The 22,709-nt window shown below is 71.5% G+C and carries 28 protein-coding genes; 20 read left to right on the forward strand and 8 right to left on the reverse strand.

The features are described 5' to 3' along the window. Positions 1–32: 32 nt before the first annotated feature. The 4 genes from WN71_RS26785 to WN71_RS26800 form a co-directional block, all read right to left on the reverse strand. Positions 33–224, reverse strand: a complete 192-nt coding sequence (locus WN71_RS26785) for a hypothetical protein (RefSeq protein WP_046591452.1) — start codon at positions 222–224, stop codon at positions 33–35. A 47-nt stretch (positions 225–271) separates the two neighbouring features. Continuing rightward, positions 272–1,489, reverse strand: coding sequence for a S1C family serine protease (locus WN71_RS26790; protein ID WP_046591453.1), 1,218 nt, complete (start codon positions 1,487–1,489; stop codon positions 272–274). A gap of 153 nt (positions 1,490–1,642) precedes the next feature. Further along, positions 1,643–2,665, reverse strand: a complete 1,023-nt coding sequence (locus WN71_RS26795) for a LacI family DNA-binding transcriptional regulator (RefSeq protein WP_079178136.1) — start codon at positions 2,663–2,665, stop codon at positions 1,643–1,645. A gap of 86 nt (positions 2,666–2,751) precedes the next feature. Then, entirely contained in the window at positions 2,752–3,531 is a 780-nt protein-coding gene (locus tag WN71_RS26800) for a response regulator transcription factor (protein ID WP_046591455.1), read from the reverse strand. Between the two features lie 170 nt (positions 3,532–3,701). Here WN71_RS26800 and WN71_RS26805 point away from each other — a divergent pair, with 170 nt between their 5' ends. The 8 genes from WN71_RS26805 (at position 3,702) to WN71_RS26835 (ending at position 9,196) form a co-directional block, all read left to right on the forward strand. After that, positions 3,702–4,538: an alpha/beta hydrolase gene (locus WN71_RS26805; RefSeq protein ID WP_046591456.1), complete on the forward strand. Its 837-nt coding sequence runs from the start codon at positions 3,702–3,704 to the stop codon at positions 4,536–4,538. 40 nt (positions 4,539–4,578) lie between these two features. Continuing rightward, positions 4,579–4,833 (forward strand): MoaD/ThiS family protein, encoded by a 255-nt coding sequence (locus WN71_RS26810; protein WP_046591457.1) that lies wholly within the window; start codon positions 4,579–4,581, stop codon positions 4,831–4,833. Between the two features lie 10 nt (positions 4,834–4,843). Next, positions 4,844–6,232 carry a hypothetical protein gene (locus WN71_RS26815; protein WP_046591458.1) on the forward strand — a complete coding sequence of 463 codons (1,389 nt, stop codon included), beginning with the start codon at positions 4,844–4,846 and terminating at the stop codon, positions 6,230–6,232. Positions 6,233–6,401: 169 nt separating this feature from the next. Further along, positions 6,402–7,130, forward strand: a complete 729-nt coding sequence (locus WN71_RS26820; protein ID WP_046591482.1) for an LmeA family phospholipid-binding protein — start codon at positions 6,402–6,404, stop codon at positions 7,128–7,130. 268 nt (positions 7,131–7,398) lie between these two features. After that, on the forward strand, positions 7,399–7,479 hold the full coding sequence (locus tag WN71_RS43505; RefSeq protein ID WP_373011276.1) for a putative leader peptide: 81 nt from the start codon (positions 7,399–7,401) through the stop codon (positions 7,477–7,479). Positions 7,480–7,616: 137 nt separating this feature from the next. Beyond that, a complete protein-coding gene (locus tag WN71_RS26825; protein WP_046591459.1) occupies positions 7,617–8,456 on the forward strand; it encodes a sulfurtransferase in 840 nt (279 codons plus the stop codon). Positions 8,457–8,501: 45 nt separating this feature from the next. Beyond that, on the forward strand, positions 8,502–8,789 hold the full coding sequence (locus tag WN71_RS26830) for a DUF1416 domain-containing protein (RefSeq protein WP_046591460.1): 288 nt from the start codon (positions 8,502–8,504) through the stop codon (positions 8,787–8,789). A 143-nt stretch (positions 8,790–8,932) separates the two neighbouring features. Continuing rightward, positions 8,933–9,196, forward strand: a complete 264-nt coding sequence (locus WN71_RS26835) for a DUF3099 domain-containing protein (protein WP_046591461.1) — start codon at positions 8,933–8,935, stop codon at positions 9,194–9,196. 49 nt (positions 9,197–9,245) lie between these two features. On the opposite strand, the gene WN71_RS26840 is transcribed toward WN71_RS26835, so the two are convergent. Further along, positions 9,246–9,608 carry a DsrE family protein gene (locus WN71_RS26840; protein ID WP_046591462.1) on the reverse strand — a complete coding sequence of 121 codons (363 nt, stop codon included), beginning with the start codon at positions 9,606–9,608 and terminating at the stop codon, positions 9,246–9,248. A 103-nt stretch (positions 9,609–9,711) separates the two neighbouring features. Between WN71_RS26840 and WN71_RS26845 the strand changes: the two genes are divergently transcribed. The 6 genes from WN71_RS26845 (at position 9,712) to ygfZ (ending at position 14,873) form a co-directional block, all read left to right on the forward strand. After that, positions 9,712–10,539 carry a hypothetical protein gene (locus WN71_RS26845; RefSeq protein ID WP_240529775.1) on the forward strand — a complete coding sequence of 276 codons (828 nt, stop codon included), beginning with the start codon at positions 9,712–9,714 and terminating at the stop codon, positions 10,537–10,539. Continuing rightward, positions 10,536–11,483 (forward strand): hypothetical protein, encoded by a 948-nt coding sequence (locus WN71_RS26850; RefSeq protein ID WP_240529776.1) that lies wholly within the window; start codon positions 10,536–10,538, stop codon positions 11,481–11,483. The genes WN71_RS26845 and WN71_RS26850 overlap by 4 nt, the downstream gene beginning before the upstream one ends. Before the next feature lie 245 nt (positions 11,484–11,728). After that, positions 11,729–12,568, forward strand: coding sequence for a hypothetical protein (locus tag WN71_RS26855; RefSeq protein WP_420856532.1), 840 nt, complete (start codon positions 11,729–11,731; stop codon positions 12,566–12,568). 224 nt (positions 12,569–12,792) lie between these two features. After that, the gene (locus WN71_RS26860) at positions 12,793–13,368 is read left to right on the forward strand and encodes a heme-binding beta-barrel domain-containing protein (RefSeq protein ID WP_046591463.1); all 576 of its coding nucleotides are present in this window, start codon (positions 12,793–12,795) and stop codon (positions 13,366–13,368) included. Between the two features lie 16 nt (positions 13,369–13,384). Continuing rightward, positions 13,385–13,897: a Fur family transcriptional regulator gene (locus WN71_RS26865; protein WP_046591464.1), complete on the forward strand. Its 513-nt coding sequence runs from the start codon at positions 13,385–13,387 to the stop codon at positions 13,895–13,897. A 10-nt stretch (positions 13,898–13,907) separates the two neighbouring features. After that, the gene (ygfZ, locus tag WN71_RS26870; RefSeq protein WP_046591465.1) at positions 13,908–14,873 is read left to right on the forward strand and encodes a CAF17-like 4Fe-4S cluster assembly/insertion protein YgfZ; all 966 of its coding nucleotides are present in this window, start codon (positions 13,908–13,910) and stop codon (positions 14,871–14,873) included. A gap of 103 nt (positions 14,874–14,976) precedes the next feature. On the opposite strand, the gene dtd is transcribed toward ygfZ, so the two are convergent. Continuing rightward, complete coding sequence (dtd, locus tag WN71_RS26875; RefSeq protein WP_046591486.1) at positions 14,977–15,402, reverse strand: D-aminoacyl-tRNA deacylase; 426 nt, start codon at positions 15,400–15,402, stop codon at positions 14,977–14,979. Between the two features lie 157 nt (positions 15,403–15,559). Here dtd and WN71_RS26880 point away from each other — a divergent pair, with 157 nt between their 5' ends. From WN71_RS26880 to WN71_RS26890, 3 genes are all read left to right on the forward strand, one after another. Further along, positions 15,560–16,159, forward strand: coding sequence for an RsiG family protein (locus WN71_RS26880; protein WP_046591466.1), 600 nt, complete (start codon positions 15,560–15,562; stop codon positions 16,157–16,159). A gap of 256 nt (positions 16,160–16,415) precedes the next feature. Further along, positions 16,416–17,501, forward strand: a complete 1,086-nt coding sequence (locus WN71_RS26885; protein ID WP_079178137.1) for an asparaginase — start codon at positions 16,416–16,418, stop codon at positions 17,499–17,501. A gap of 232 nt (positions 17,502–17,733) precedes the next feature. Continuing rightward, positions 17,734–19,002, forward strand: a complete 1,269-nt coding sequence (locus WN71_RS26890; protein ID WP_046591467.1) for a GNAT family N-acetyltransferase — start codon at positions 17,734–17,736, stop codon at positions 19,000–19,002. Positions 19,003–19,217: 215 nt separating this feature from the next. Here WN71_RS26890 and WN71_RS26895 read toward each other — a convergent pair whose 3' ends face one another. Further along, complete coding sequence (locus tag WN71_RS26895; RefSeq protein ID WP_046591468.1) at positions 19,218–19,403, reverse strand: hypothetical protein; 186 nt, start codon at positions 19,401–19,403, stop codon at positions 19,218–19,220. Between the two features lie 172 nt (positions 19,404–19,575). Between WN71_RS26895 and WN71_RS26900 the strand changes: the two genes are divergently transcribed. After that, the gene (locus WN71_RS26900) at positions 19,576–20,499 is read left to right on the forward strand and encodes a winged helix-turn-helix domain-containing protein (protein ID WP_079178138.1); all 924 of its coding nucleotides are present in this window, start codon (positions 19,576–19,578) and stop codon (positions 20,497–20,499) included. 20 nt (positions 20,500–20,519) lie between these two features. Here the strand turns inward: WN71_RS26900 and WN71_RS26905 are convergent, their stop codons facing one another. Beyond that, on the reverse strand, positions 20,520–20,711 hold the full coding sequence (locus tag WN71_RS26905; protein WP_046591470.1) for a hypothetical protein: 192 nt from the start codon (positions 20,709–20,711) through the stop codon (positions 20,520–20,522). Between the two features lie 211 nt (positions 20,712–20,922). Between WN71_RS26905 and WN71_RS26910 the strand changes: the two genes are divergently transcribed. Both WN71_RS26910 and WN71_RS26915 read left to right on the forward strand, forming a co-directional pair. After that, positions 20,923–21,801: a GntR family transcriptional regulator gene (locus tag WN71_RS26910; RefSeq protein ID WP_079178139.1), complete on the forward strand. Its 879-nt coding sequence runs from the start codon at positions 20,923–20,925 to the stop codon at positions 21,799–21,801. Then, positions 21,750–22,538: an HAD family hydrolase gene (locus WN71_RS26915; RefSeq protein WP_079178140.1), complete on the forward strand. Its 789-nt coding sequence runs from the start codon at positions 21,750–21,752 to the stop codon at positions 22,536–22,538. The genes WN71_RS26910 and WN71_RS26915 overlap by 52 nt, the downstream gene beginning before the upstream one ends. Positions 22,539–22,709: the final 171 nt, after the last annotated feature.

Consider the following 22,709-nt stretch of genomic DNA (forward strand, 5'->3'; position numbering starts at 1 on the left):
CCGGCTGGTGCGTGAGGAGGGACGGTGCGGGGTCAGCCGCGAACGGGAGTACGGCGCCGGCGGGCGGTGGTGCGGCGGCCCGCGGCCCGGTTCGCCGAGGCGGCGGGGGCCGCGACCTCCGGGGCCCGCGGCACCGGCGGGTGCAGGGCGTACGCCACCTCGAGGGCGAGCCGGACATCGGTCGGGCCGGTGCCGGCCGCCTGGTGGGACACCTGGTGGATCATGACGTACTCCCTGCGTACGGGGCCTGCGCGGCCGGTGGGGGGTGGCTTCAGTTGTTCGCGCCCGACCGGAGGCTGGCCAGGTCGGACTTGACGGTGTTGATCGGGATGGCGAAGCCGAGGCCGACGCTGCCCGCGTCCGAGGAGGACTGCTGGGAGGAGTCCGAGCTGGCCGAGTACATCGCGGAGTTGATGCCGATGATGTTGCCGCCGGCGTCGATCAGCGCGCCGCCGGAGTTGCCCGGGTTGAGGGACGCGTCGGTCTGGAGCGCCTTGTACGTCGTCGTGGACGAGCCGGTGTCGCCGTTGAACTGCTGGCCGCCGAACTGGAACGGCCAGTTGCCGTCGCCGCCCTGGTTCTGGCCCTGGTTCTCGTCGGTGGAGACGGTCACGTCACGGTTGAGGGCGGAGACGATGCCGCTGGTGACGGTCCCGGTCAGGCCCTCGGGGGAGCCGATCGCGACGACCTGGTCGCCGACCTGCACGCCGGAGGAGTCGCCGAGGGTGGCGGCCTTGAGGCCGGAGGCGCCCTCCAGCTTGATCAGCGCGAGGTCCTTCTTGCTGTCGGTGCCGACGACGTCGGCGGTGTAGGACTTGCCGTCGCTGGTCTTCACCTTGATCGACTGGGCGCCGGAGATCACGTGGTTGTTGGTGATGATCTCGCCGCCGGAGGTGATGATCACTCCGGAGCCGGTGGAGGTGCCGTTGGAGAGGGTCGCGTTGACCTCGACGACGCTCGGGCTGACCGCGGCGGCGATCGTGGCGACGTCGCCCTTCTTGCTGGAGGGCACCACGTTGGTCGTGGTGGAGCTGGTGGCGACGGTGTCCTTGCCGGTCAGCTCCTGGAAGGCGTACGCCGTTCCGCCGCCCACGGCCGCGGCGACGATCGCCACCGCGGCGAGCAGGGCGAGCGGGCCGCGGGTGCGCTTCTTCGGCTCGGGGGCGGTCGCGGTGGGGAGCAGGGCGGTGTTGCCGCCGTTCCCGTCGTGACCGCCGCCGTAACCGCCGTGGCCCGCGTCCCCGTAGCCGCCGTGGCCGCCGTAGCCGCCGTGGCCGAAGGCGGCCTCCGGGGCGACGGCGGGGGGCTGGGACGGCCAGACCGTGGTGCCGGGCTCGACGGTGACCGGCTGAGCGGGACCGTGCGCCGGCGGCGGCGGCCACTCCGGGTCCACGGGGGTGGAAGCGTGCTGCTGCTGGGCGTACGCGTTCTGGTGCTGGGCGTCACCCGTGTAGTCGTACTCGCCGCTGCGGCGGAAGCTCTCGGTCATGACATTGAGCTTGTCCCGCGACCATGAGAGCTTCCTGAGTGCGCGCTGAGAAGCCCGGCAGAACCTCGTATGCCCGATATAAAGGCGCTTCTCGCAGGTGAGCGGGGCCTCTCAGGAAGCCCTCACACGCGCGGCCGCGCCTTCAGCGAGCCCTCACTCGCAGCCGCAGGACCGCCGCAGCACCAGGCGGGAGGGGAAGACCTTCAGGCGTTCGCGGCGCGAGCCCGCGACCCGCAGGCCGTCGTCCAGCACCAGGTCCACCGCGGCCCGCGCCATCGCGGAGCGGTCCGATGCGATCGTTGTCAGAGGCGGGTCGGCGAGCGCCGCCTCCTTGATGTCGTCGAAGCCGATGACCGCCAGTTCGCCCGGCACGTCGATGCGCAGCTCGCGGGCGGCCCGCAGCACGCCGATCGCCTGGTCGTCGGTGGAGCAGAAGACGGCCGGCGGGCGGTCGGGCCCGGCGAGCAGCTCCAGCGCTATCTGATAGGCGTCGTAGCGGTTGTACGGCGCCTCGAACAGCCGGCCCTCGGAGCTGATGCCCGCCTCGCTCAGCGCGCGCCGCCAGCCCTCGACGTGGTCGGAGACGGGGTCGCCGACGGAGGGCGTCTCGGCGGTGCCGCCCATGCAGGCGACGTACTCGTAGCCGTGCTCCAGGAGGTGGCGCACCGCGAGCTGGGCGCCCCCGAGGTCGTCGGTGACGACGGCGACGTCGTCGATGGCCTCCGGGCGCTCGTGCAGCAGCACCACCCGGGCGTCCCAGGCCTCGATCTCGGCGGCGGCCAGGTCGTTCAGCGCGTGCGAGACGAGGATCAGGCCGGAGACCCGCATGCCGAGGAACGCGCGCAGATAGTGGACCTCGCGCTCGCCGATGTAGTCGGAGTTGCCGACCAGCACCATCTTCCCGCGCTCGGAGGCGGCCTGCTCGACCGCGTGGGCCATCTCCCCGAAGAAGGGCTGGCGGGCGTCGGGCACGATCAGGCCTATGAGATCCGTCCGCCGCGAGGCCATGGCCTGGGCGACCCGGTCGGGCCGGTACCCCAGCTCCTTGATCGCGGCGAGGACACGCTCGCGCGTGGCCGGGGCGACCGGCCGGGGTCCATTGTTGATGACATAGCTGACGACGGCAGTCGAAGTCCCTGCCAGCCGCGCCACATCATCGCGAGTCACCTTGGCCACGCGCGGAGTCTACGCGGAGAGATCCGTGCTGGGCAGGGCGTATCGCAGCATCTCTGTGCGGAAGCAATGCCCTGCCCGAGCGACGGCTATGCGTCCGCGGGGACCTCGGTCTCCTCCAGTGCGGGCACGGTGTCCGCCTCGCCCGCCTTTGCCCGGTCAGCCCTGGCCTTCGCCTCGTCCGTGGAGACTCCGCCCTTCTCGGGCGTAACGAATCGATAACCGACGTTCCGGACGGTCCCGATCAGCGACTCGTGCTCGGGGCCGAGCTTGGCGCGCAGCCGCCGTACGTGCACGTCCACCGTCCGGGTGCCGCCGAAGTAGTCGTAGCCCCAGACCTCCTGGAGCAGCTGGGCGCGGGTGAAGACCCGGCCCGGGTGCTGCGCCAGGTACTTCAGCAGCTCGAACTCCTTGAAGGTGAGGTCGAGCACGCGGCCCTTGAGCTTGGCGGAGTAGGTCGCCTCGTCGACGGAGAGGTCGCCGTTGCGGATCTCCATGGGGGAGTCGTCGTTGACGATCTGCTGACGGCCCATGGCCAGCCGCAGCCGGGCCTCCACCTCGGCGGGGCCGGCCGTGTCCAGCAGGACGTCGTCGATGCCCCAGTCGGCGGTGACGGCGGCGAGGCCGCCCTCGGTGACGACCAGGATGAGCGGGCAGCCGGGGCCCGTGGAGCGCAGCAGCTGGCACAGGCTGCGCACCTGGGGCAGATCGCGGCGGCCGTCGATGAGGATGACGTCGGCACCGGGGGTGTCGACGAGGGCCGGTCCTTCCGCCGGGGCGACCCGCACGTTGTGCAGCAGCAGGCCGAGGGCGGGAAGCACCTCCGTCGACGGCTGGAGGGCGTTGGTCAGGAGCAGCAGAGAACTCATACGTCTGGTTCCTCCTCGGTCCCTGCGAGGACGTGGGTGGTTCGGCACAGCTCTGCGATCCCGGGGCCCCGTACACCGGCGGTTTCCCGCTTCGTATACAACGCTTCCGAAAGCACAAAAGGACCCGGGGGCAACGATGCCCAGGTCCTCTGCGCAGCAGAATAGCCCACATGAGCATTGATCCGGCAGGTCGTACGGCCCGATCCCCCATCGGTCCGGCATATGAGACGAGCAGACGCACATCTATGCGGACGTTTCTGCACACGGTCGACGGCGTGACGATCGATTCCGTATACAACCCGGGGACGGCCGTATACGACGCCTCCGCGCCACCTGCCGATGACCTCGTGTTCGTCGTGGCGCACGGTTTCACCGGCGACGTCGACCGGCCGCACGTGCGCCGGGTGGCGGACGCGCTGGCCCGGCACGGCGCCGTCGTGACCTTCTCCTTCCGCGGTCACGGCGCCTCCGGCGGGCGCTCCACCGTCGGCGACCGCGAGGTCCTCGACCTGGCCGCCGCGGTCGGCTGGGCCCGCGAGCTCGGGCACGCGCGGGTGGCGACCGTCGGCTTCTCCATGGGCGGCTCGGTGGTGCTGCGCCACGCGGCGCTCCACCAGGGCGTCGACGCGGTGGTCTCGGTCAGTTCCCCGGCCCGCTGGTACTACCGGGGCACCGCGCCCATGCGCCGGCTGCACTGGCTGGTGACCCGCCCGGCCGGCCGGCTGGTCGGCCGCTACGGCTTCCGCACCCGCATCCACCACCGCGAATGGGCGCCCGTGCCGCTCTCCCCGGTCGAGGCGGTGCCGCGGATCGCACCCGCCCCGCTGCTGATCGTGCACGGCGACCGCGACGGCTACTTCCCCCTCGACCACCCCCGGATGCTGGCCGCCGCCGCGGGGGAGCACGGAGAGCTGTGGCTGGAGCACGGCATGGGCCACGCCGAGCACGCGGCCCCCGACGACCTGCTCCGCCGTATAGGTGACTGGACCGTTTCCCGGGCGGGCTAGCCTGACCGTGTTCACAGCCGAACCCGAGCAGAGGGACGACATGCCCAAGGTCACGGTGCGCTACTGGGCCGCAGCCAAGGCTGCCGCCCAGGTCGCGGAGGAGTCGTACGAGGCGGTGACGCTCGCCGAGGCGCTCGACGCCGTGCGCGAGCGGCACCCGGGCGAACTGACCCGCGTCCTGCGGCGCTGCTCGTTCCTGGTCGACGGTGACCCCGCCGGGATGCGGGATCATGAGACGGTACGGCTGGCCGAGGGCGGCACGGTCGAGGTGCTTCCGCCGTTCGCAGGAGGGTGACGACACACCGATGACCGATCAGCAGCCGTACCAGCAGCCGTACGAGGGGTACGACCCGCACGGCCGTGCCGCCGAGCCGCAGCCGCAGGCGTGGCCCGGTCAGCAGCCCCAACGGCAGCCCTACGACGACGACCCGCTGCAGCACACCCAGCAGTGGCAGGGCCAGACCTGGGAGACCCAGACCCACGCGCCGGTGCCGCCCGCGCCCGCGGGGCAGGGATACGCGCAGGGTCGGTCCCAGGCGCAGGACGCCGGATACGCGGCGGGCGGGCAGGCCCCGGCCGCCTACCAGGACCCCTACGCCCAGCAGGCGCAGGGGGCCGCCGCCCGGCAGGCGCCCGCCTACCAGGACCCGTTCGCGCAGCAGGACCCGCAGGACCCGTTCGCCCAGCAGGCTCCGCAGGACCCGTTCGCGCACGGGGCGGTCCAGGAACCCTTCGCACAGCCGCCGGTCCAGGAACCCTTCGCGCAGCCGCCGGTCCAGGAACCCTTCGCGCAGCCGCCGGCCCGGGACTCCTTCGTGCAGCAGGCCGCCCAGGACCCCTTCCTGTCGCCGGGGGCCGCGCCGCAGCCGGCCCCCGCCGCCGCGGACGGCTCGCCCGGACCCGCCTACGGGCCCGCGACCCTGGCCGGCAACAGCAGGATCACCGACGCGCAGCGCGCCCGGCTGGAGGGCCGCTCCCCGATCATCGACCCCGGTATGCAGCCGGCCGCGCTGACCGCCCTGCTCGGCCTGCTGCTGTCGGGCACGGCCGCCGTCGGCAGCTACGCGCTGCTCGTGCCGCTGGTGGCGCTCCAGGGCGTCACGGCGGCCGGCTGGTTCCGGCTGAACGGCATGTGGCCGGCCCGCCAGGGCATCGCGCTCGCCTTCCTCGGCGCGCTCGTCGCGGACGTGGCGCTGCTCGCCGCCGGACGCGGGAACGGCCCCGCCGCGATCCTCGGCACGCTGGGCGTGTGGGTGCTGCTCTGCCTGATCCTCCAGCTGCGCTCGCACGCCGACCCCGACACCCGGATGTACGGCCTGATGGCGACCGTCGCCTCCTCGGCGCTGGCGATCGTCGCGGGCGGCTTCCTCGCGGCCGACCCGGACGCGGTGACGACGGGCGCCGCCGCGGTGGCCGTCGCCGTCCTGGCCCGCGCGCTGCCGCTGCCGACCCCGGCCTCCGTGGCGGTGTCGCTGCTGGCCGCCGCCGGCGCGGGCATCGCGGTCGGCGGGATGACCGGGCTCGGCTCCGGGGGCGCGTTGCTGGGCGCCGCCGCCGCGGTCGCCGCCCTGATCGGCCACCGGGTCGCCGCCTACGACTACCCCTCCCGCTTCGTGCACTTCACGGCGGGTGTGGCGCTGCCGCTGGCGGCGTCCGCGCCCGTGGTCTGGCTCATCGGCCGGGCCATGGGCTGAACCTGACCTCGTGTCACAGGTGATCAACAATCCCCGGGCCGCCGGCGCGTGAAGGATTACGCTCGCGCTCGGCGGCCACCCGGTCGTCAGGACCGTCCCCGGTGGCCGTCGACTCCGACCGCTCCCGGTGACCGTCGCCGAGCGGACCGCCGAGGGTGGGGGAACGAGCATGCGCGCCTTACGAATACTCCTGATCGTGGTGGTGATCCTGGGCGGGCTGTTCGTGCTGGTGGACCGGGTCGCGGTGCACTTCGCGGAGGGCGAGGCCGCCGACAAGCTCAAGGCGACCCAGAACCTCGCGGACACCCCCGACGTGTCCATCGAGGGCTTCCCCTTCCTCACCCAGGTCGCCTCCGGCTCGCTCGACGACGTCCACGTCGGCATCAAGGACTACGAGGCGGCCACCGGCCAGAGCGGCCGCACGATCCGCATCGACGACCTCCAGGCCGACATGAAGGGCGTCGACTTCTCCGGCGACTACAGCTCCGCGACCGCGAGCACCGCCACCGGCAGCGCCCTCATCTCCTACGCCGAGCTGATGAAGGCCGCGCAGTTCAAGACCACGGACATCATCCCGGGCGTGACCGCCCTGGTGACCGGGCTCTCCGACGGCGGCAACGGCAAGATCAAGGTCGCCGTGAACCTCAAGACGCCGCTCGGCACCCAGACCGTCTCCGTGCTCAGCTCGGTGACCGTCGACGACGACCGGATCCAGGTGCACGCGGACTCCCTGCCCAAGGCGGTCGTCGACTTCGCCGAGTCCAAGGTGCGCAGCGTCACCGACTTCCGCCAGACCGTCGGACAGCTGCCCGGCGGGATCAAGCTGGACACGGTCCGGGCCGCGAAGGACGGCGTACGGATCACGGTGCGGGGTTCGCACGTGGAGCTGGCGGGGTAGGCGGGTAGGCGGGCCGGGACCGGGGTCAGGGCCGGGAGCAGGGCCCGAGACCGAGGCCGGGTGGCCGGGGAGACGCCGTGGACACGGATGACGCGTCCGAAAGGCGAGACGCGCCCGTCCGTACCGCAGATGCCGAGACCCCCGCACCGGCCCGACGGCCGTGCGGGGACGGCCCCGACCCGTCATCCGTCCCACAGTACGGACGATCGCGTCTCATCATGCGACACACCGGTGACATGCCCGCCTTTCCGTCCTTACGATCGACGGCATGAAGCGACAGGCGGATCTCACGAAGCGGCGGGCAGTGGACCTGTGCCGCGTTGCCGCCATGCTCTGTCGCCCCTGCTGAGCGGAAGCGCCGAAGCGCTGTTCTCCGCGCACCCCAGCCGCCCCGACCAGGGCACCCTTGCGCGTCGCTCCCGTCCGGTGAGCCGCGCCCCCTCGCACTTGCACGCCCCGCCGCACCTGCCCCGGAGGAGAAAGAGCATGAGCCGCAGCGACGTCCTCGTAGACGCCGACTGGGTCCAGGAGCACCTGGACGACCCGTCCGTCGCCATTGTCGAGGTGGACGAGGACACGTCCGCCTACGAGAAGAACCACATCCGCAACGCCATCCGGATCGACTGGACCAAGGACCTCCAGGACCCGGTCCGCCGTGACTTCGTCGACCAGGAGGGCTTCGAGAAGCTCCTGTCGGCCAAGGGCATTGCCAACGACACCCTGGTGATCCTCTACGGCGGCAACAACAACTGGTTCGCGTCGTACGCCTACTGGTACTTCAAGCTCTACGGCCACGAGAACGTCAAGCTGCTCGACGGCGGACGCAAGAAGTGGGAGCTGGACGCCCGCGAGCTGGTCGAGGAGGTCCCGGCCCGCGCGGAGACCACGTACTCGGCCAAGCCGCAGAACACCGCGATCCGCGCCTTCCGCGACGACGTCGTGGCGGCCATCGGCTCGTACAACCTGGTCGACGTCCGCTCGCCCGACGAGTTCTCCGGCAAGCTGCTCGCCCCCGCGCACCTGCCGCAGGAGCAGTCGCAGCGCCCCGGCCACGTGCCGTCCGCCAAGAACATCCCGTGGTCGAAGAACGCCAACGACGACGGCACCTTCAAGTCGGACGACGAGCTCAAGGAGCTCTACGCCGACGAGAACGTGGACCTGGCCAAGGACACCATCGCCTACTGCCGCATCGGTGAGCGCTCCGCGCTGACCTGGTTCGTCCTGCACGAGCTGCTCGGCGTGGAGAACGTCAAGAACTACGACGGCTCCTGGACCGAGTACGGCAGCCTCGTCGGCGTGCCGATCGAGCTCGGCGCCGGCAAGTAACGACCCCCGACCGACCTTTCAAGACCCTCTCTTCAGGAGTACGACATGTGTGGAGCGAAGGCCGGCGGCCCGGACGCCTCGACGATCAAGCCCGGTGAGACCACGATCCAGGGCCAGGTGACCCGCGACGGCGAGCCGGTGGTGGGCTACGTGCGCCTGCTGGACTCGACCGGCGAGTTCACCGCGGAGGTCCCGACCTCCGCCACGGGCCAGTTCCGCTTCTACGCGGCCGAGGGCACCTGGACTCTCCGCGCCCTCGTCCCCGGCGCCACCGCCGACCGCACGGTCGTCGCCCAGCAGGGCGGTCTCGCGGAGGTCGCGATCGCGGTCTGACCGACCGGGACGCCGGAGCGCACGGTCGTACGGGGACCGGGCGCCGAGGCGCAGGGCAGTGCGTGAAGGGACCGCATCCTCGCCGGATGCGGTCCCTTCGCACGTCCGGCTGCGGACCGCCGCGGCGGACCTACCCTGGAGCTATGTACGCACGACGGCGTCACGTGTACTTCGGCATGATGAGTGTCTGCATCGTGCTGTTCGTGCTGGCCTGGGCGGTCGTCCGGCTCTGGTCGGTACCGGCCGCCGTGGGCATGTGCGTGGCCGCGATGCTGATCCCGCCGGTGGCCGCGATGGTCGCGAACCGGCGGGGCCCGGAGGACCGCTGGTGGGACGACCCCTCCGGGGACCGCCAGTCCGACGAGTGGTGGGACGAGCTGGACGGCAAGAAGCGTCCGCGTCAGTGAGCGGGGCGGCCCGGCGGACCGGCCGGGCCGGGGCAGTGGGCGAGCCGGGTCAGTAGACGAGAGCCTGGGTGTCGTCGGCCAGGGCCTCCTGCACGAACACCTGCGCCCCCGCGATCCGTACGCCCTCGATGACGTCCTTCTCCGTGATCTCGCGGCGGGCCGCGCACTGCGTGCACAGCGTCAGCCGGCCGCCCGCGAGGAGCGAGGCGATCAGGTCGGGCAGCGGGGCCGCGTGCGGCAGCTCGAATTCCGCGGCCCGCCCCGGCAGCGCGAACCACGCGGACTCGCCGGTCAGCCACAGGGACACGTCGACTCCGCTGGCCACGGCCACCGCCGCGACCGTGAACGCCTGCGAGCAGCGTTCGGGGGCGTCGGCCCCCGCGGTCACCTTGATCACGAGTTTCTTCGCCATGGCTGAATCGTAATCAACTCGCTTACAACTACATGCGTTACCCATGGGTCTGCTGTGAAGCGCGGATATGGAATCCGCGCTTCACCTTCTGTGGGGGGACGTCTTGGAAGTATCGGAAGTACCGGAAGATGCCGAACGCCCGGAAGGGGGCGAAGAGTCGACCGGCGCGGTCGGCGCCGACACCACGGCCCCCGAGGCTCCCGGGGCGTCCGGCGAGGCACCTCGCCCCCGGCGCCGGGGGCGGACCACGCTGCTCATCGCCGGCGCCGCCGCTCTCGGCGTGGTGGCGGGAACCTGCACGGGCTTTCTGATCCAGGCCGACCGCGAGCCCACCCGGCTGCCGTCGCTCTCCCAGCCGGTGCTCGCCCAGGCGAAGGGCGCCGGCCCCGAGCCGCTGTCCGCCGCGCAGGACCGCCAGGTCAAGACCGACGGCGACCTGCGCAAACTGCTGCTGAAGCGGCCGTCGGGGGCCCGGGACTGGCCGGTCAGCATCGGCGACGACGGCTGGTACAGCCTCGACGCCATCGCGGAGACCTACGAAAAGCCGGCCCGCGGCTACCACGACATGGTCGACCACGACTTCCGTCGGGCCGCCGTCGCCACGTGGACGATCGGCCACTACGCGGTCGAGATCCGGCTGGTCCAGTTCCACCAGGACGAGGCGGTCCAGGCGGCCGACTACAGCAACAACGACTACTACTGGGCCGAGCAGGAGGGCAGCACCGACAGCTGGTCCGTCCCCGGCACCGGTGACGGTCAGGCGTACGTCCACCACAAGCCCCACACCGAGGCGGGTTACCTGCCGGAGTACCAGGCCGAGGCGCACGCCTGGCGCGGTGACATCTCGATGGAGATCTGGATCACCGACACCAAGCCGGTCCCCAAGAACAAGATCATGGACCTGGCCGAGCGGCAGATGGAGCGGCTGTGACCGAGCACATCGAGAACGAGGAGAGCGGGGCGCCGCCGCAGGAGCCTTCGGCGGCGGCGGTCGAGGAAATCTCCCTGATGAAGGAGCCGGCCACGGCCGAGGAGCCCGCCGAGGTGCCTGCGGAGGGCCTCGCGGAGGCGCCTGCGGAGGAGCTGGCCGAGGTGTCCGCGGAGGCGCCCGCCGAGGAGCCCGGCAAGCCGCGCCGTCGGCTGGGCGCGCGCCGGATCGTCGCGATCGCCGCGTCCGTCGTCGTGCTCGGCGCCGTCGCTGGCGGCGTCGGCTACACGGTCGACACCGTGCGGAGCGCCGACGTCGACGCCGGCGCCCCCGTCTGGAAGCTGCCGAAGCAGGCCAAGGACACCACGGCCAAGAAGGCCGACGCCAAGGGCCTGCTCGGCGCGCTCGTGCCCTTCGGCACCGACGACTGGAACCGCGGCCCGGACCTGGACCAGTTCGGTGCCGAGGTGGACCTCACCGGGCGGCAGGCCACCGAGCTGAGCAAGCAGGCGCTGAAGGACCTGCCCCGGACCCAGCGCAAGCAGCTGGAGAAGGCCATCGACGACGAGCACATCAAGGGCATCGCGATGCGCAGCTACGTCAGGAAGGCCGTCGACGTCGACGCCACGTCGGACACCGACACCGTCCTGAACATCGAGCTGGCCGAGATGCCCGACGCGCGGAACTCGACGGAGTACAGCGAGTTCCTCACCGAGCTGGGCGTCTTCCGCAAGGGCCCCGCCATCAAGGGCTTCCCGCACGCCAAGTGCTTCCTGCCGTCGAAGGACGCGAAGGAGAAGCTCGACGGGATGTACTGCTCCGCCGTGCAGGGCGACGTCGCGGTCACCCTGCACGCCACCGGTGCCAAGCCGTTGCAGACGAAGGAGGTCGCTCAGCTGCTCCAGCAGCAGCTGGAGCGCATCAAGGACCCGGGGAAGGCGGTATGACGACCGAACAGAGCACCACCGAGCAGACCGAGACGCAGCCGGAGGCCCCGGAGCCGGCCGAGGCCGTGGCGGTCGAGGCGACCCCGGAGACCCCGGAGCCGGCCGAAGCGGTCAGCCCGGCGGCGGAGGCGAAGACGGAAGCGGAGTCGAAGACGGAAGCGGAGGCGGAGTCGCCCGAGGCCACCGCCTCCGAGGCCATCGTCCCCGAGGCCACCGCCCCCGAGGCCACCGCCCCCGACCCCGCCGTGGTCCTCCCGCCCCTCCCCGACGCCCCGCCCCTCGTCCCGGTGGCCCCCGTGGCAACCGTGGCCCCCGTGAAGAAGGACCGGCGCGTGCTCCGCGCCGTTCTGCGGTGGAGCGCCGCCGTCGTGGTGTTCGCCGTGGCGGGCGCCGGGACGGCGTACGGCATCACGCGCATGGACCGCACCGACGTCCCCGGACTCGCGACGCAGTCCGACGGGCGCTGGGACTACCCCACCCTCGTCAAGCCGCCGCTGCCCTCCGGCAGCCCCGGTCCGCTGGTCAAGAGCAACACGGCCGGCGCCCACTACGCCGACCTGCGCAAGCTGGTGCTGCCCGCGCCGAAGGGCGCCAAGGCAGACAAGACGCTCGCCGGCGACGACGGCTGGCTGGATCGCAAGATCCTGCTCGCCGAGTACGCGTCGAAGACCGACCGCGAGGCCCTTGGCGGCAAGCTCACCGACTACGGCCTGCGCCACATCGCGGCCCGCGGCTGGACCATGCCCGACGGCACCCGCACCCGGATCTACCTGCTCCAGTTCGACACCGCCGCGCTCGCCGACGACATGATGTCGAAGGAGATCACGGGCTACTCGGAGCCGGTGTACCCGATCACCGGCGAGGGCACGTCCGCACGCGACGAGGTCTTCCCGGAGAAGGCCCAGGTCGCGGACCTCGTGGTGAACCCGTACGTCGAGCAGAAGCCCTACGGCGCCGAGCAGGTCCGCCAGGCGTATCTGTCGGCGGGGGACACGGTGGCGATCGTCCTGCAGTCCCGCAAGGGCGAGGCGCTCGCCGTGCCCTTCGAGCAGACGGTGACCCTCCAGAGCGAGCTGCTGTCCTGAGCCCGCGCGGGGGTGCACCTCGCCAAGTGACCCGGGCCCCAGCCGCGTAAGCTGGGGCCCGGTCCCGTGTACGTACCGCACCGCTCAGCAAGGAGCAACCCCGTGGAGATCTTCTTCGAAACCCTGCTGGTCCTCGTCTGCGTCGGCGTTCTCGCCTTCGCGGGGCTGACCGTGAAGAAGCTGTACCAGGGCCAGCGCTGACCCAGACCTAGGAAACCGTCGCCATGATCGAGATCCCTTCCGACCTCCACAAGGACCTGGTCCCCCTCGCCTTCCTGCTCGGCACCTGGGCGGGCGCGGGCGTGCACGACTTCCCCGGCTCCGAGAAGTGCAACTTCGGGCAGGAGGTCACCTTCACCCACGACGGCCGTGACTTCCTGGAGTACCACTCCCGCACCTGGGTGCTCGACCAGGAGGGCAACAAGGTCCGCCCCCTGGAGACGGAGTCCGGTTTCTGGCGCATCGACGCCGACCGCAAGGTCGAGATCACGATGACCCGCGACGACGGCGTCATCGAGATCTGGTACGGCGAGATGGCCGACAAGAAGCCGCAGATCGACGTGGTGACGGACGCCGTCGCGCGGACCGCCGCGTCCAGCCCGTACACCGGCGGCAAGCGCCTGTACGGCTACGTCAAGAGCGACCTGATGTGGGTCGGCGAGAAGCAGACCCCCGAGGTCGAGCTCCGCCCCTACATGTCGGCGCACCTGAAGAAGGTCGTCACCCCGGAGGAGGTCGAGCGCTGGGCCAAGGCCCTGCCCGACGACATGCCGGACGACGGGATCGCCTTCTTCAAGTAGTCCTAGACTTTCCGGTGTGGTGAGCACCGATTGGAAGAGCGACCTCAGGCAGCGCGGCTACCGGCTGACGCCGCAGCGGCAACTCGTGCTCGAAGCCGTGGACACCCTTGAGCACGCGACCCCCGACGACATCCTCGTGGAAGTGAGGAGGACGGCGTCGGGGGTCAACATCTCCACGGTCTACCGCACCCTGGAGCTGCTGGAGGAGCTCGGCCTGGTCAGCCACGCCCACCTCGGCCACGGCGCCCCGACCTACCATCTCGCCGACCGGCACCACCACATCCACCTGGTCTGCCGCGACTGCGAGAACGTCATCGAGGCCGACATCGACGTGGCGTCCGAGTTCACCGCCAAGCTCCGCGGCGCCTTCGGTTTCGAGACCGACATGAAGCACTTCGCGATCTTCGGCCGCTGCCGGGACTGCGCCGCGAAGCGCAGGACGGCCGACAGCGCGGCCACCGGCAGCTCGACGGCCGACAGTGCGGCCACCGGCAGCTCGACTGCCAAGACTTCAATTACCGAGTCGTAGGCTTACGCGTATGAAGAGCCCTCTGCTGTCCCTGCCCGGCGCCGTCCCCGCCGAGGGAGCGGACGAAGGTGTCGCCGCGCACTACGGCGACCTGTTCCGTGAGCAGCGCGCCCTCGCCGACGGAAACGGATTCGTCGACCTCTCGCACCGCGGGGTCGTCGCGGTCACCGGTGCCGACCGGCTCGGCTGGCTGCATCTGCTGCTCACCCAGCATGTGAGCGGCCTGCCGGTGGGCGAGGCCACCGAGGCGCTGATCCTGTCCGCGCACGGGCACATCGAGCACGCGCTGTACCTCGTGGACGACGGCACCACCACCTGGGCGCACGTCGAGCCCGGCACCCAGGACGAGCTGGTCGCGTACCTGGAGTCGATGAAGTTCTTCTACCGGGTCGAGGTGGCCGACCGCACCGACGACTTCGCCGTCGTGCACCTGCCGGCCGGCTCCATCGCCGAGGCCCCCGAGGGCGCCGTCGTACGGCAGACGGCGTACGGCCGCGACCTGTTCCTGCCGCGCGCGGACCTGGAGTCCTTCGCGGCGCAGGCGGGCCCGCCGGCCGGCATCCTCGCCCACGAGGCCCTGCGCGTCGAACAGCACCGCCCGCGGCTCGGCTTCGAGACCGACCACCGCACCATCCCGCACGAGCTGGGCTGGATCGGCACCGCCGTCCATCTCCAGAAGGGCTGCTACCGGGGCCAGGAGACCGTCGCCCGGGTGCAGAACCTGGGCAAGCCCCCGCGCCGCCTGGTCTTCCTGCACCTCGACGGCAGCGAGGTGCATCTGCCGGCCCCCGGCACGGAGCTGCGCCTCGCCACGGAGGAGCCCGACGGGCGCCGGATCGGCTTCATCACGTCGTCGGTACGCCACCACGAGCTGGGGCCGGTCGCCCTGGCCCTGGTGAAGCGGAACGTGCCCGTGGACGCGCCGCTGGTCGCCGGTACGACGGCGGCGGCGCAGGAGGTCGTCGTAGAGCCGTAGCCGTAGCCGTAGCCGTAGCCGTGGGCGTAGCTGTAGCCGCGGCCTCGGGTGCGGTGGGTGGCCGGGAACGGACTGGGTGGCCGGGAGCGGGCCGGGAGCGGGCTCACATCTCCAGCAGGACCGTGAACGGGCCGTCGTTGGTGAGCGAGACGCGCATCTGCGCGCCGAAGCGGCCCGTCGCCACCGTCGCGCCCAGCGCGCGCAGCTGCGCCACGACCTCCTCCACCAGCGGCTCGGCGACATCGCCCGGCGCGGCGGCGTTCCAGGTGGGGCGGCGGCCCTTGCGCGCGTCGCCGTACAGCGTGAACTGGCTGACGACCAGCAGCGGCGCGTCGATGTCGCTGCACGACCGCTCCTCGTGCAGCATCCGCAGCGACCACAGCTTCCGGGCCAACTGGGCGGCCTTCTCCTTGGTGTCGTCATGGGTCACGCCCACCAGGACGCACAGGCCCTCGCCCTCGATGGAGCCGACCGTCTCGCCGTCCACGACGACGCTCGCGCCGTCGACCCTCTGCACCACTGCACGCATGCGGACCATGATGCCGGGTGCCGCACCCGCGTTCGCAGGGGGACTGTTTTTGTTCCTTAACCCCCCATGTGGGGCCGTTCGGGGGCACTCGGTCACATTGTGGCCACTTGGGGTGGCACGATGCTTCCCAACGCGGTCGAGGGGACGGTTGAGGCACATGAGCACACCGAGTACCGGGCGGCTGGACCTGCACCGCCCGCCCACGCAGCGCGCCGGCAGCCCCACGCCGCCGGAGGCGCCGCCCGTCCGCGACGTGGCCCTGCTCAGCCTGCCGGAGCTGCGCACCCTGCGCCGGGACGCGCAGCGCGACGAGGCCGACCTCAGCTATGTGCGGCGGCTGCTCCAGGGCCGGATCGACATCCTGCGCGCGGAGCTGTCCCGCCGGGGCCCCGCCGCGGTGCCGCGCCCGGCCGAGGCGCCGCAGGCCGACCGCCTCCCCGTCGTGGACCGCCTGCCGGAGATCCTCAGGGACGCGCCGGCCCGGCACCGTTCGTCGGCCCGGCACGTCACGCTGGGCACGCCGCACAACGAGGAGTACCGGCAGCTGGCGGCGGACATGCTCGCCGAGGTCGAACTCTCCGACCTCGCGGCCCGCACCGACCTGGAGCTGAACACGGCGATGGGCCGCCTCGTCCGCTACGAGCAGCAGGTCTCGCGCCGCCGCCAGGAGCTCCAGCTCACCACGGACGACTGCACGACGGAGATCGCGCGACGCTACCGTGAGGGCGAAGCACAGGTGGACGACTTGCTGATGTGAGGCGCGGGGCCGGGTTCGGGTCCTGGGTCCGGTCCGGGTTCGGCTCCGGTTCCTGGGTCTCCGGCTCGGGGTCCCGGGTTCGGCTCCGGTTCCGGGGTCTCCGGCTCGGGGTCCCGGCTCGGGGTCCGGGTTCGCGGTCTGGCTCCGGGGCACGGGTTCGGCTCCCTGCCCGGGGTCCCGGGTTCGGGTCGGCGGGCGTCCTGACGTACCCCGGCCCGTGACGGTCCGGCCTGCCTGCCTTGGAGGGCCCCAGCCCATGTCGTCGACGCCCACCGAGCCCTCCGAACCAGCCGGACCTCCCGGGCTCGCCGGACCTCCCGGGGTCGCCGGGCTTCCCGGGCTTCCCGGGCTTCCCGGGACCGCCGGGATCCTCGAGCTCCCCGGGTCCGCCGAGCCCGCGGCAGCGCCTCCCGTGCTGGCCGAGGTCGTCCGGTCCGGGTTCGTCGAGGGGCGGCACCGCGGGAGCCTGGTGCTGCTCGCGCCGGACGGCACGGTGGAACTGGCCCTCGGCGACGTGACCACCCCCGTCTTCCCGCGCTCCGCCAACAAGCCGATGCAGGCGGCGGGCGTGGTGCGGGCCGGGCTCGACCTCTCGGGGGAGCGGCTGGCACTGGCCGCCGCGAGCCACTCCGGCGAAACGTTCCACCGCAGGCTGGTGGCCCAGATGCTCGCCGAGCACGGCCTCACCCCCGAGCACCTGAAGTGCCCGCCCGATCTGCCGCTCGACCCGCAGGAACGCGAGGCGTGCCTGAGTTCCGGCGCCGCCCGCGACCGGCTGGCGATGAACTGCTCCGGCAAGCACACCGCGATGCTGGCGGCGAGCGCCCGGCGCGGCTGGCCGCTGGACAGCTACCTGGACCCGGGCCACCCGCTCCAGCGGCTCATCCACAGGGTTGTGGAGGAGTCGGCGGGCGAGCCGGTGGCCGCCGTGGGAACGGACGGCTGCGGCGCGCCCCTCCTCGCGATCAGCCTGACCGGCCTGGCCCGCGCCTTCCGCTCGTACGTCCTCGCCGACCCGGGCAGCGTGCCGCGCCGGGTCGCGGACGCCATGCGCGCCCACCCCGAGTACGTCGCCGGCACCCGCCGCCACGACACCTGGCTGATGCGCGAGGTCCCCGGCGCGCTGTCCAAGACCGGCGCCGAGGCGGTCCAGGCGGTGGCCCTGCCCGACGGCCGCGCCCTGGCCCTCAAGGTCGAGGACGGCGCGACCCGCGCCCTCGGCCCGGTCCTGGCCCGCGCGCTCTCCCTCGCGGGGGTCGACTCCCCGGTACTGGACCGCGTGGGCCGTGCGCCGCTGCTCGGGGGCGGCCGGGAGGTGGGGCGGATCCGGGCGGCGTTCTGAGCGCCGGGGGAGACCCCTGGCCGTGGGAAGGCGGCGGGCGGGGGCCGTAGGAAAGCAGCGACCGAGGCCGCACGGAGGCGGCGTCCGAGGCCTCACGGAGACGGCGTCCGAGGCCTCATGGAGACGGCGACCCAGGCCTCACGGAGGCGGCGGCCGTGACCGCGTGCAGCGAACGTCGCAGCCGTACGAAAATGTGAGGACACCCGGCGGTACGCCGACCTACCGTGGCCCCATGACCAGCGAAGCCGCCCGTGCGACCGGTACCACCGACCTCGACATCCGGCCCATCACGGAGTCCGAACTCGCCGACTGGCACCGCGCCATGAGAGTCGGCTTCCTGGACGATCCCGCGGTGACGGAGGAGGTCCTGGAGCCGCGCCGCGCGCTGTTCGTCCCCGGGCGGCTGCTCGGCGCCTTCGACGGGTCCCGCTGCGTGGCGACCTTCCGCAGCTTCGACCAGGAGGTCACCGCCGTGGGCGGGGCCCCGGTGCAGGCGGACGCGATCTCGAACGTCACCGTGTCGCCGACCCACCGCCGCCGCGGCCTGCTCACCCGCATGATGGGCATGGACCTCGCGGCGGCGAAGGAACGCGGCGACGTCGTGGCCACGCTGATCGCCGCCGAGTACCCGATCTACGGCCGCTACGGCTTCGGTGCCGGCACCCACAGCGCCCTGTGGACGGTCCGGGTCCCGCGCACCGGCCTGGACCTCCGCTGGTCGGCCCCGGAGGGCGGCGGCCGCATCGACCTCGTCGACGGCGAGGACGTCCGCAAGCTCGGCCCCGAACTCCACGACCGCGTCCGCAGGCAGCAGCCCGGCATGGTCAGCCGCACCGAGCTCAACTGGCACAGCCTCACCGGCCTGGTGCGGTTCTCCCCGTCGTGGACGGAGCCGTACTACGCCGCCTACCGCTCGGCGGACGGCGAGGTGCAGGGCCTGGTGTCGTACAAGGCGAAGAGCGAGTGGCGCAGCAACCAGCCCCACGACACCGCCGAGGTCGACTGGCTGCTGGCGTCGACCCCCGCGGCCGAGCGCGCCCTGTGGCACTTCCTGTGCTCCATCGACTGGATCACCGAGGTGAAGTCCGGCCGTCGCGCCCCCGACGACCTGCTCCCGCACCTCTTCCCCGACGCCCGCGCCGCGGAGCTGACCTCGCTGACGGACTGGCTGTGGATCCGGATCCTGGACGTCGTGGCGGCCCTGGAGGCGCGGACGTACGACACCGAGGGCGCGCTGGTCCTGGAGGTCACCGACGACCTGGTGGGCGGCCGCTACCGCCTGGAGGCCGGCCCGGAGGGCGCCACCTGCACCCGCACGACCACGCACGACGCCGACCTCACGGTGGAGGCCGGCGCGCTGTCGTCGCTGTGGCTCGGTGACGAGTCGGCCGTGCGCCTCGCGGCGCTGGGCCGGATCCGTGAAGAACGAGCGGGCGCCGCCCGGTCGGCCGACGCCCTGCTGCGCACGTCCAGGCGGCCTTGGTGCCCGGACCTGTTCTGAGGCTCCTCCCTGACGGCGATGCGGGTGACGCTCGATATCCGTAGCGAGCTGTGTCTGTGAAGCGATGTCTGTGAAGTTGTGGCTGTGCCGGCGTTGCGGCCGTGGCCGCAACTGTTCAGTTGTCGATGTGGAGTTGTGGCTGTGCCGTACGGACGTGACCGAGCTCCCGGCTCCCCTCCGGAAGGGAGCTTGGCCAGCCGGATCCGGGGCCCGGCTCAGCCGGGCTGGGAGAGCAGCATCACGAGGATGACCGCCCCGATGCCGCCGATCGCGACGCTCTTGGCCCGGTAGCCGACCGTCAGCGTGACGAGGGCGACGATGCCCATCACGCCGTACTTCCACTGGACGAGCTCTTCGAAGCCGACGGCGAGGGCCGCGAGAGCGATGGCGATGAGCGGCATGGCGTTCCCCCTTCGGGACGGCGTCCCTGACTGTCACCCTGGTGGCCAACGCCCTGCGGCTCTGACCATGTTGTGCGAGTTGGCAGCCAACTTCACTGTGGTTATCCCACTTGGGGGAGCTGCATAACCACCTTCCCGTTAACTGCCCAAAGATGGCGGGAAGTTGTAGGGTTTGTATGTGGACCGGGAACCCGCCCCCGTCAATGGACGGCAGAGGCCACACCAGTCACTTCGGTCACCGCGGTCACATCGCGAGGTGGCCGACGAGCTGCGCACCCGGATCAGGTCCGGAGTGCTGCGGCCGGGCGAGCGCATGCCCACGCAGGCCAAGCTGGCCGACGAGTTCGGGGTGGAGCGCGGCGCCGTACGGCAGGCGCTGCGCATCCTCCAGGCCGAGCGCCTGCTGACCGGCGTGTCCAAGGGCAGCCCGGCGACGGTCGCCCCTGACCTGGGCCTGCGTCCGGTCGCGAGCGGTCCGCAGGCTCCGCCGCTGCCCACCACGGTGGCGCTCGCACCGCGGATAGCGCAGGCGTTCGCCGCACCGCACGTCGAGATCGAGGCGCTCAGCCTGACCGCGATCTCCCTGAACCTCGCCCTCGGCGAACCACTCGGCCGGATCCACGCCGGGCAGCTGAAACCGGCCAAGATCGACGTCCGGGTGCTGCTGCCGAGCAACGACATCCCGCTCGCCTTCCCGTCCCCCGTGCACGCCTCGGCGGCGGACGCGCTGCACCGCCGCTGGGTGGCCCAGCGCAACGCACAGGGCCAGGTGCTGCGGCACAACCTGCTGGCCCTGCGCTCGACCCACGGCATCGACGTCCATGTCTCCTTCCGCGCCCTGCCGTTCACCCCGCCGGTGAAGCTGTACCTGCTCAACGGGGCGGAGGCGCTGTTCGCCTACTACACCGTGAGCCGGCGCGCGGCGGAGGTCGACGAGGAGCACCTGGAGATGTACGACGCCGAGGGCACGCGGTCGGTGCTGTTCCCGTTCGAGCAGGGGACGGGGCTGCGGGACACCACGTTCGTGGAGCAGTCGCAGCTCTGGTTCGACGCGCTGTGGCGCACGATCAGCACCGACCTGGTCCTGACCGGCTGAAAGCCGGTCCGGCGGGCCGGTCACAGGGCCGGCCCCGCGACCACGCAGGTGAGCAGGACGGCACCGACGGAGGCCACGGCCGAGTTCCGGGCCTTGATGCCGATGGTGAACAGGAGAAGGCCGATGAGGCCGGCGGCGCCGTACTTCCACTGGACGGTCTGCTCGAAGCCGCTCTGGAGAACGGCGGAGAGGATGGCGAGGACAGCAGGCACGGTGGATTCCCCCTTCTGGCTGCCGGGCGGGACGGGGTGGGGGGTGGAGCGAGGAGCTGTGGGCCGTGTGCGGCGAACTAGGAACCAGGAAGCAAAACTTCCGCCAACTAACTCAAGTTGGTAACCAACTCTGACTATGTTGTCCCCACTTGGCTACTACTCATAAACAACTCTCAAACAACTCCACATAGATGGATCAGAGTTGTAGTTTTTGGTCGTGACCCAGGAGAACGTGGCAGTGAACGGCAGCAGAAGGCTCACGCCCCAGGAGATCGCCGACACCCTGCGGGAACGCATCCGCGCCGGGGACCTCAAGGTGGGAGACCGCCTGCCCACCCAGGCCGAACTCGCGGACGAGTTCGGCGTGGAGCGCGGCGCCGTGCGCCAGGCGCTGCGCGTGCTCCACGAGGACGGCCTGCTGAGCAACGTCAGCAAGGGCAGCCCGCCGCGCATCGCGGAACCCCCGCGCGTCCGCGACGAGCCACAGCCGACGATGGTCGGCCTGGCCCCCCGCCTGACGGAGGCGTTCGCCGCCCCGCACGTCCGCATCGACGCCGCGTGCCTGACGGCGGAGACCCTGATGCTCGCCCTCGCCGAGCCGATCCGCCTGATCCACGAGGGCCGGCTGCGCCCCGACTCGATCGACGTCCGCATCCTCCTGCCGTCCCGGGACATCAACCTCGCCTTCCCGGTCCCGGTCGAGGGCCGCACCGACGACGACCCGGTCCACCGCCGCTGGCTGTATCAGCGCAACGCCCAAGGCCACGTTCTCCGGCACAATCTTCAGGCGCTGCGCAGTTCTCACGGCATCGACGTCCGTGTCACCTTCCGGGCTCTGCCGTTCACGCCACCGGTGAAGCTGTACCTGCTCAACGGTACGGAGGCGCTGATGGCGTACTACATGATCGCGAGACGAGAGGAGACGACGGACGCCGGAACGCTCGACATGTACGACACCCTGGGCACCGAGTCCCTCCTCTTCTCCTTCGAGCGACGTTCCGGTCAGCGGGACACTTCCTTCATCGACGAATCCCAGAAGTGGTTCGACGCCCTCTGGGAAACCATCACGACGGACCTGACACTTTCCTAGTGACTTCTGATGCGAGGCAGACTGAACGGGCGGCGACGGAGGGGGAGACCCTGCGGGAACTGAGCTCACGTGCACGGGTGATCCTCTGGGACTTCGACGGGCCGATCTGCTCGCTGTTCGCGCGGCATTCGGCGACGACCGTGGCCGACGAGCTGATCGGCTGGCTCGGCGCGCAGGGCCTGCACGACCTGCTCACGGAGGACGAACGAGCTTCCCTGGACCCGCACTTCGTGCTGCGCGCCGTGGATCGCCGGCATCCCGGCAGCGACCTGGTCGCGGAGCTGGAGGAACGTCTCACCACCCATGAACTGAAGGCGGTTCCCACGGCCATGCCCACCGGGTACGCCGACGTGCTGATCCGTACCTGGTCGACGCTGGGCCCTCGGATGGCGATCACCACGAACAACTCGCCGTCGGTGGTGCGGAAGTACCTCGCCGGCCGGGACCTGCTGGACCACTTCGCCCCGCACATCTACGGCCGGACCAAGGATCTCCACCTGCTCAAGCCGGACCCGCACTGCCTCAACCGCGCTTTGCGGGGCCTGGGTTCGTCCCCGAAGGACGCACTGATGATCGGCGACACGCCTTCGGACTTTCATGCGGCGGAACAGGCCGGCGTCCCGTTCCTGGGCTACGCGCGTAATCCGCGCAAGGAGAAGCTGCTTCGGGAAGCCGGGGCCGTGGATGTCGTGGGTTCGCTGGAGCCGGTGCTGACCGCTGTGCGGACCAGGCCGTGACGTGCCGTTCATGCCGGTCCACCTCCTTCCCGATTCGGTGAGGTCTCCAACTAGCTGTCCAATTGGCCTACTTGCCTCATGGTTGGTCTGCCCGGAGGGGAAGATCCCTTAACCAATTGGTTTTATCGCTGGCCTGGTTGACCGGAATTGGTTTGCGGGTGGGCTGTGCCA

The organism is Streptomyces mangrovisoli (assembly GCF_000974985.2).
GTDB lineage: Bacteria > Actinomycetota > Actinomycetes > Streptomycetales > Streptomycetaceae > Streptomyces > Streptomyces mangrovisoli.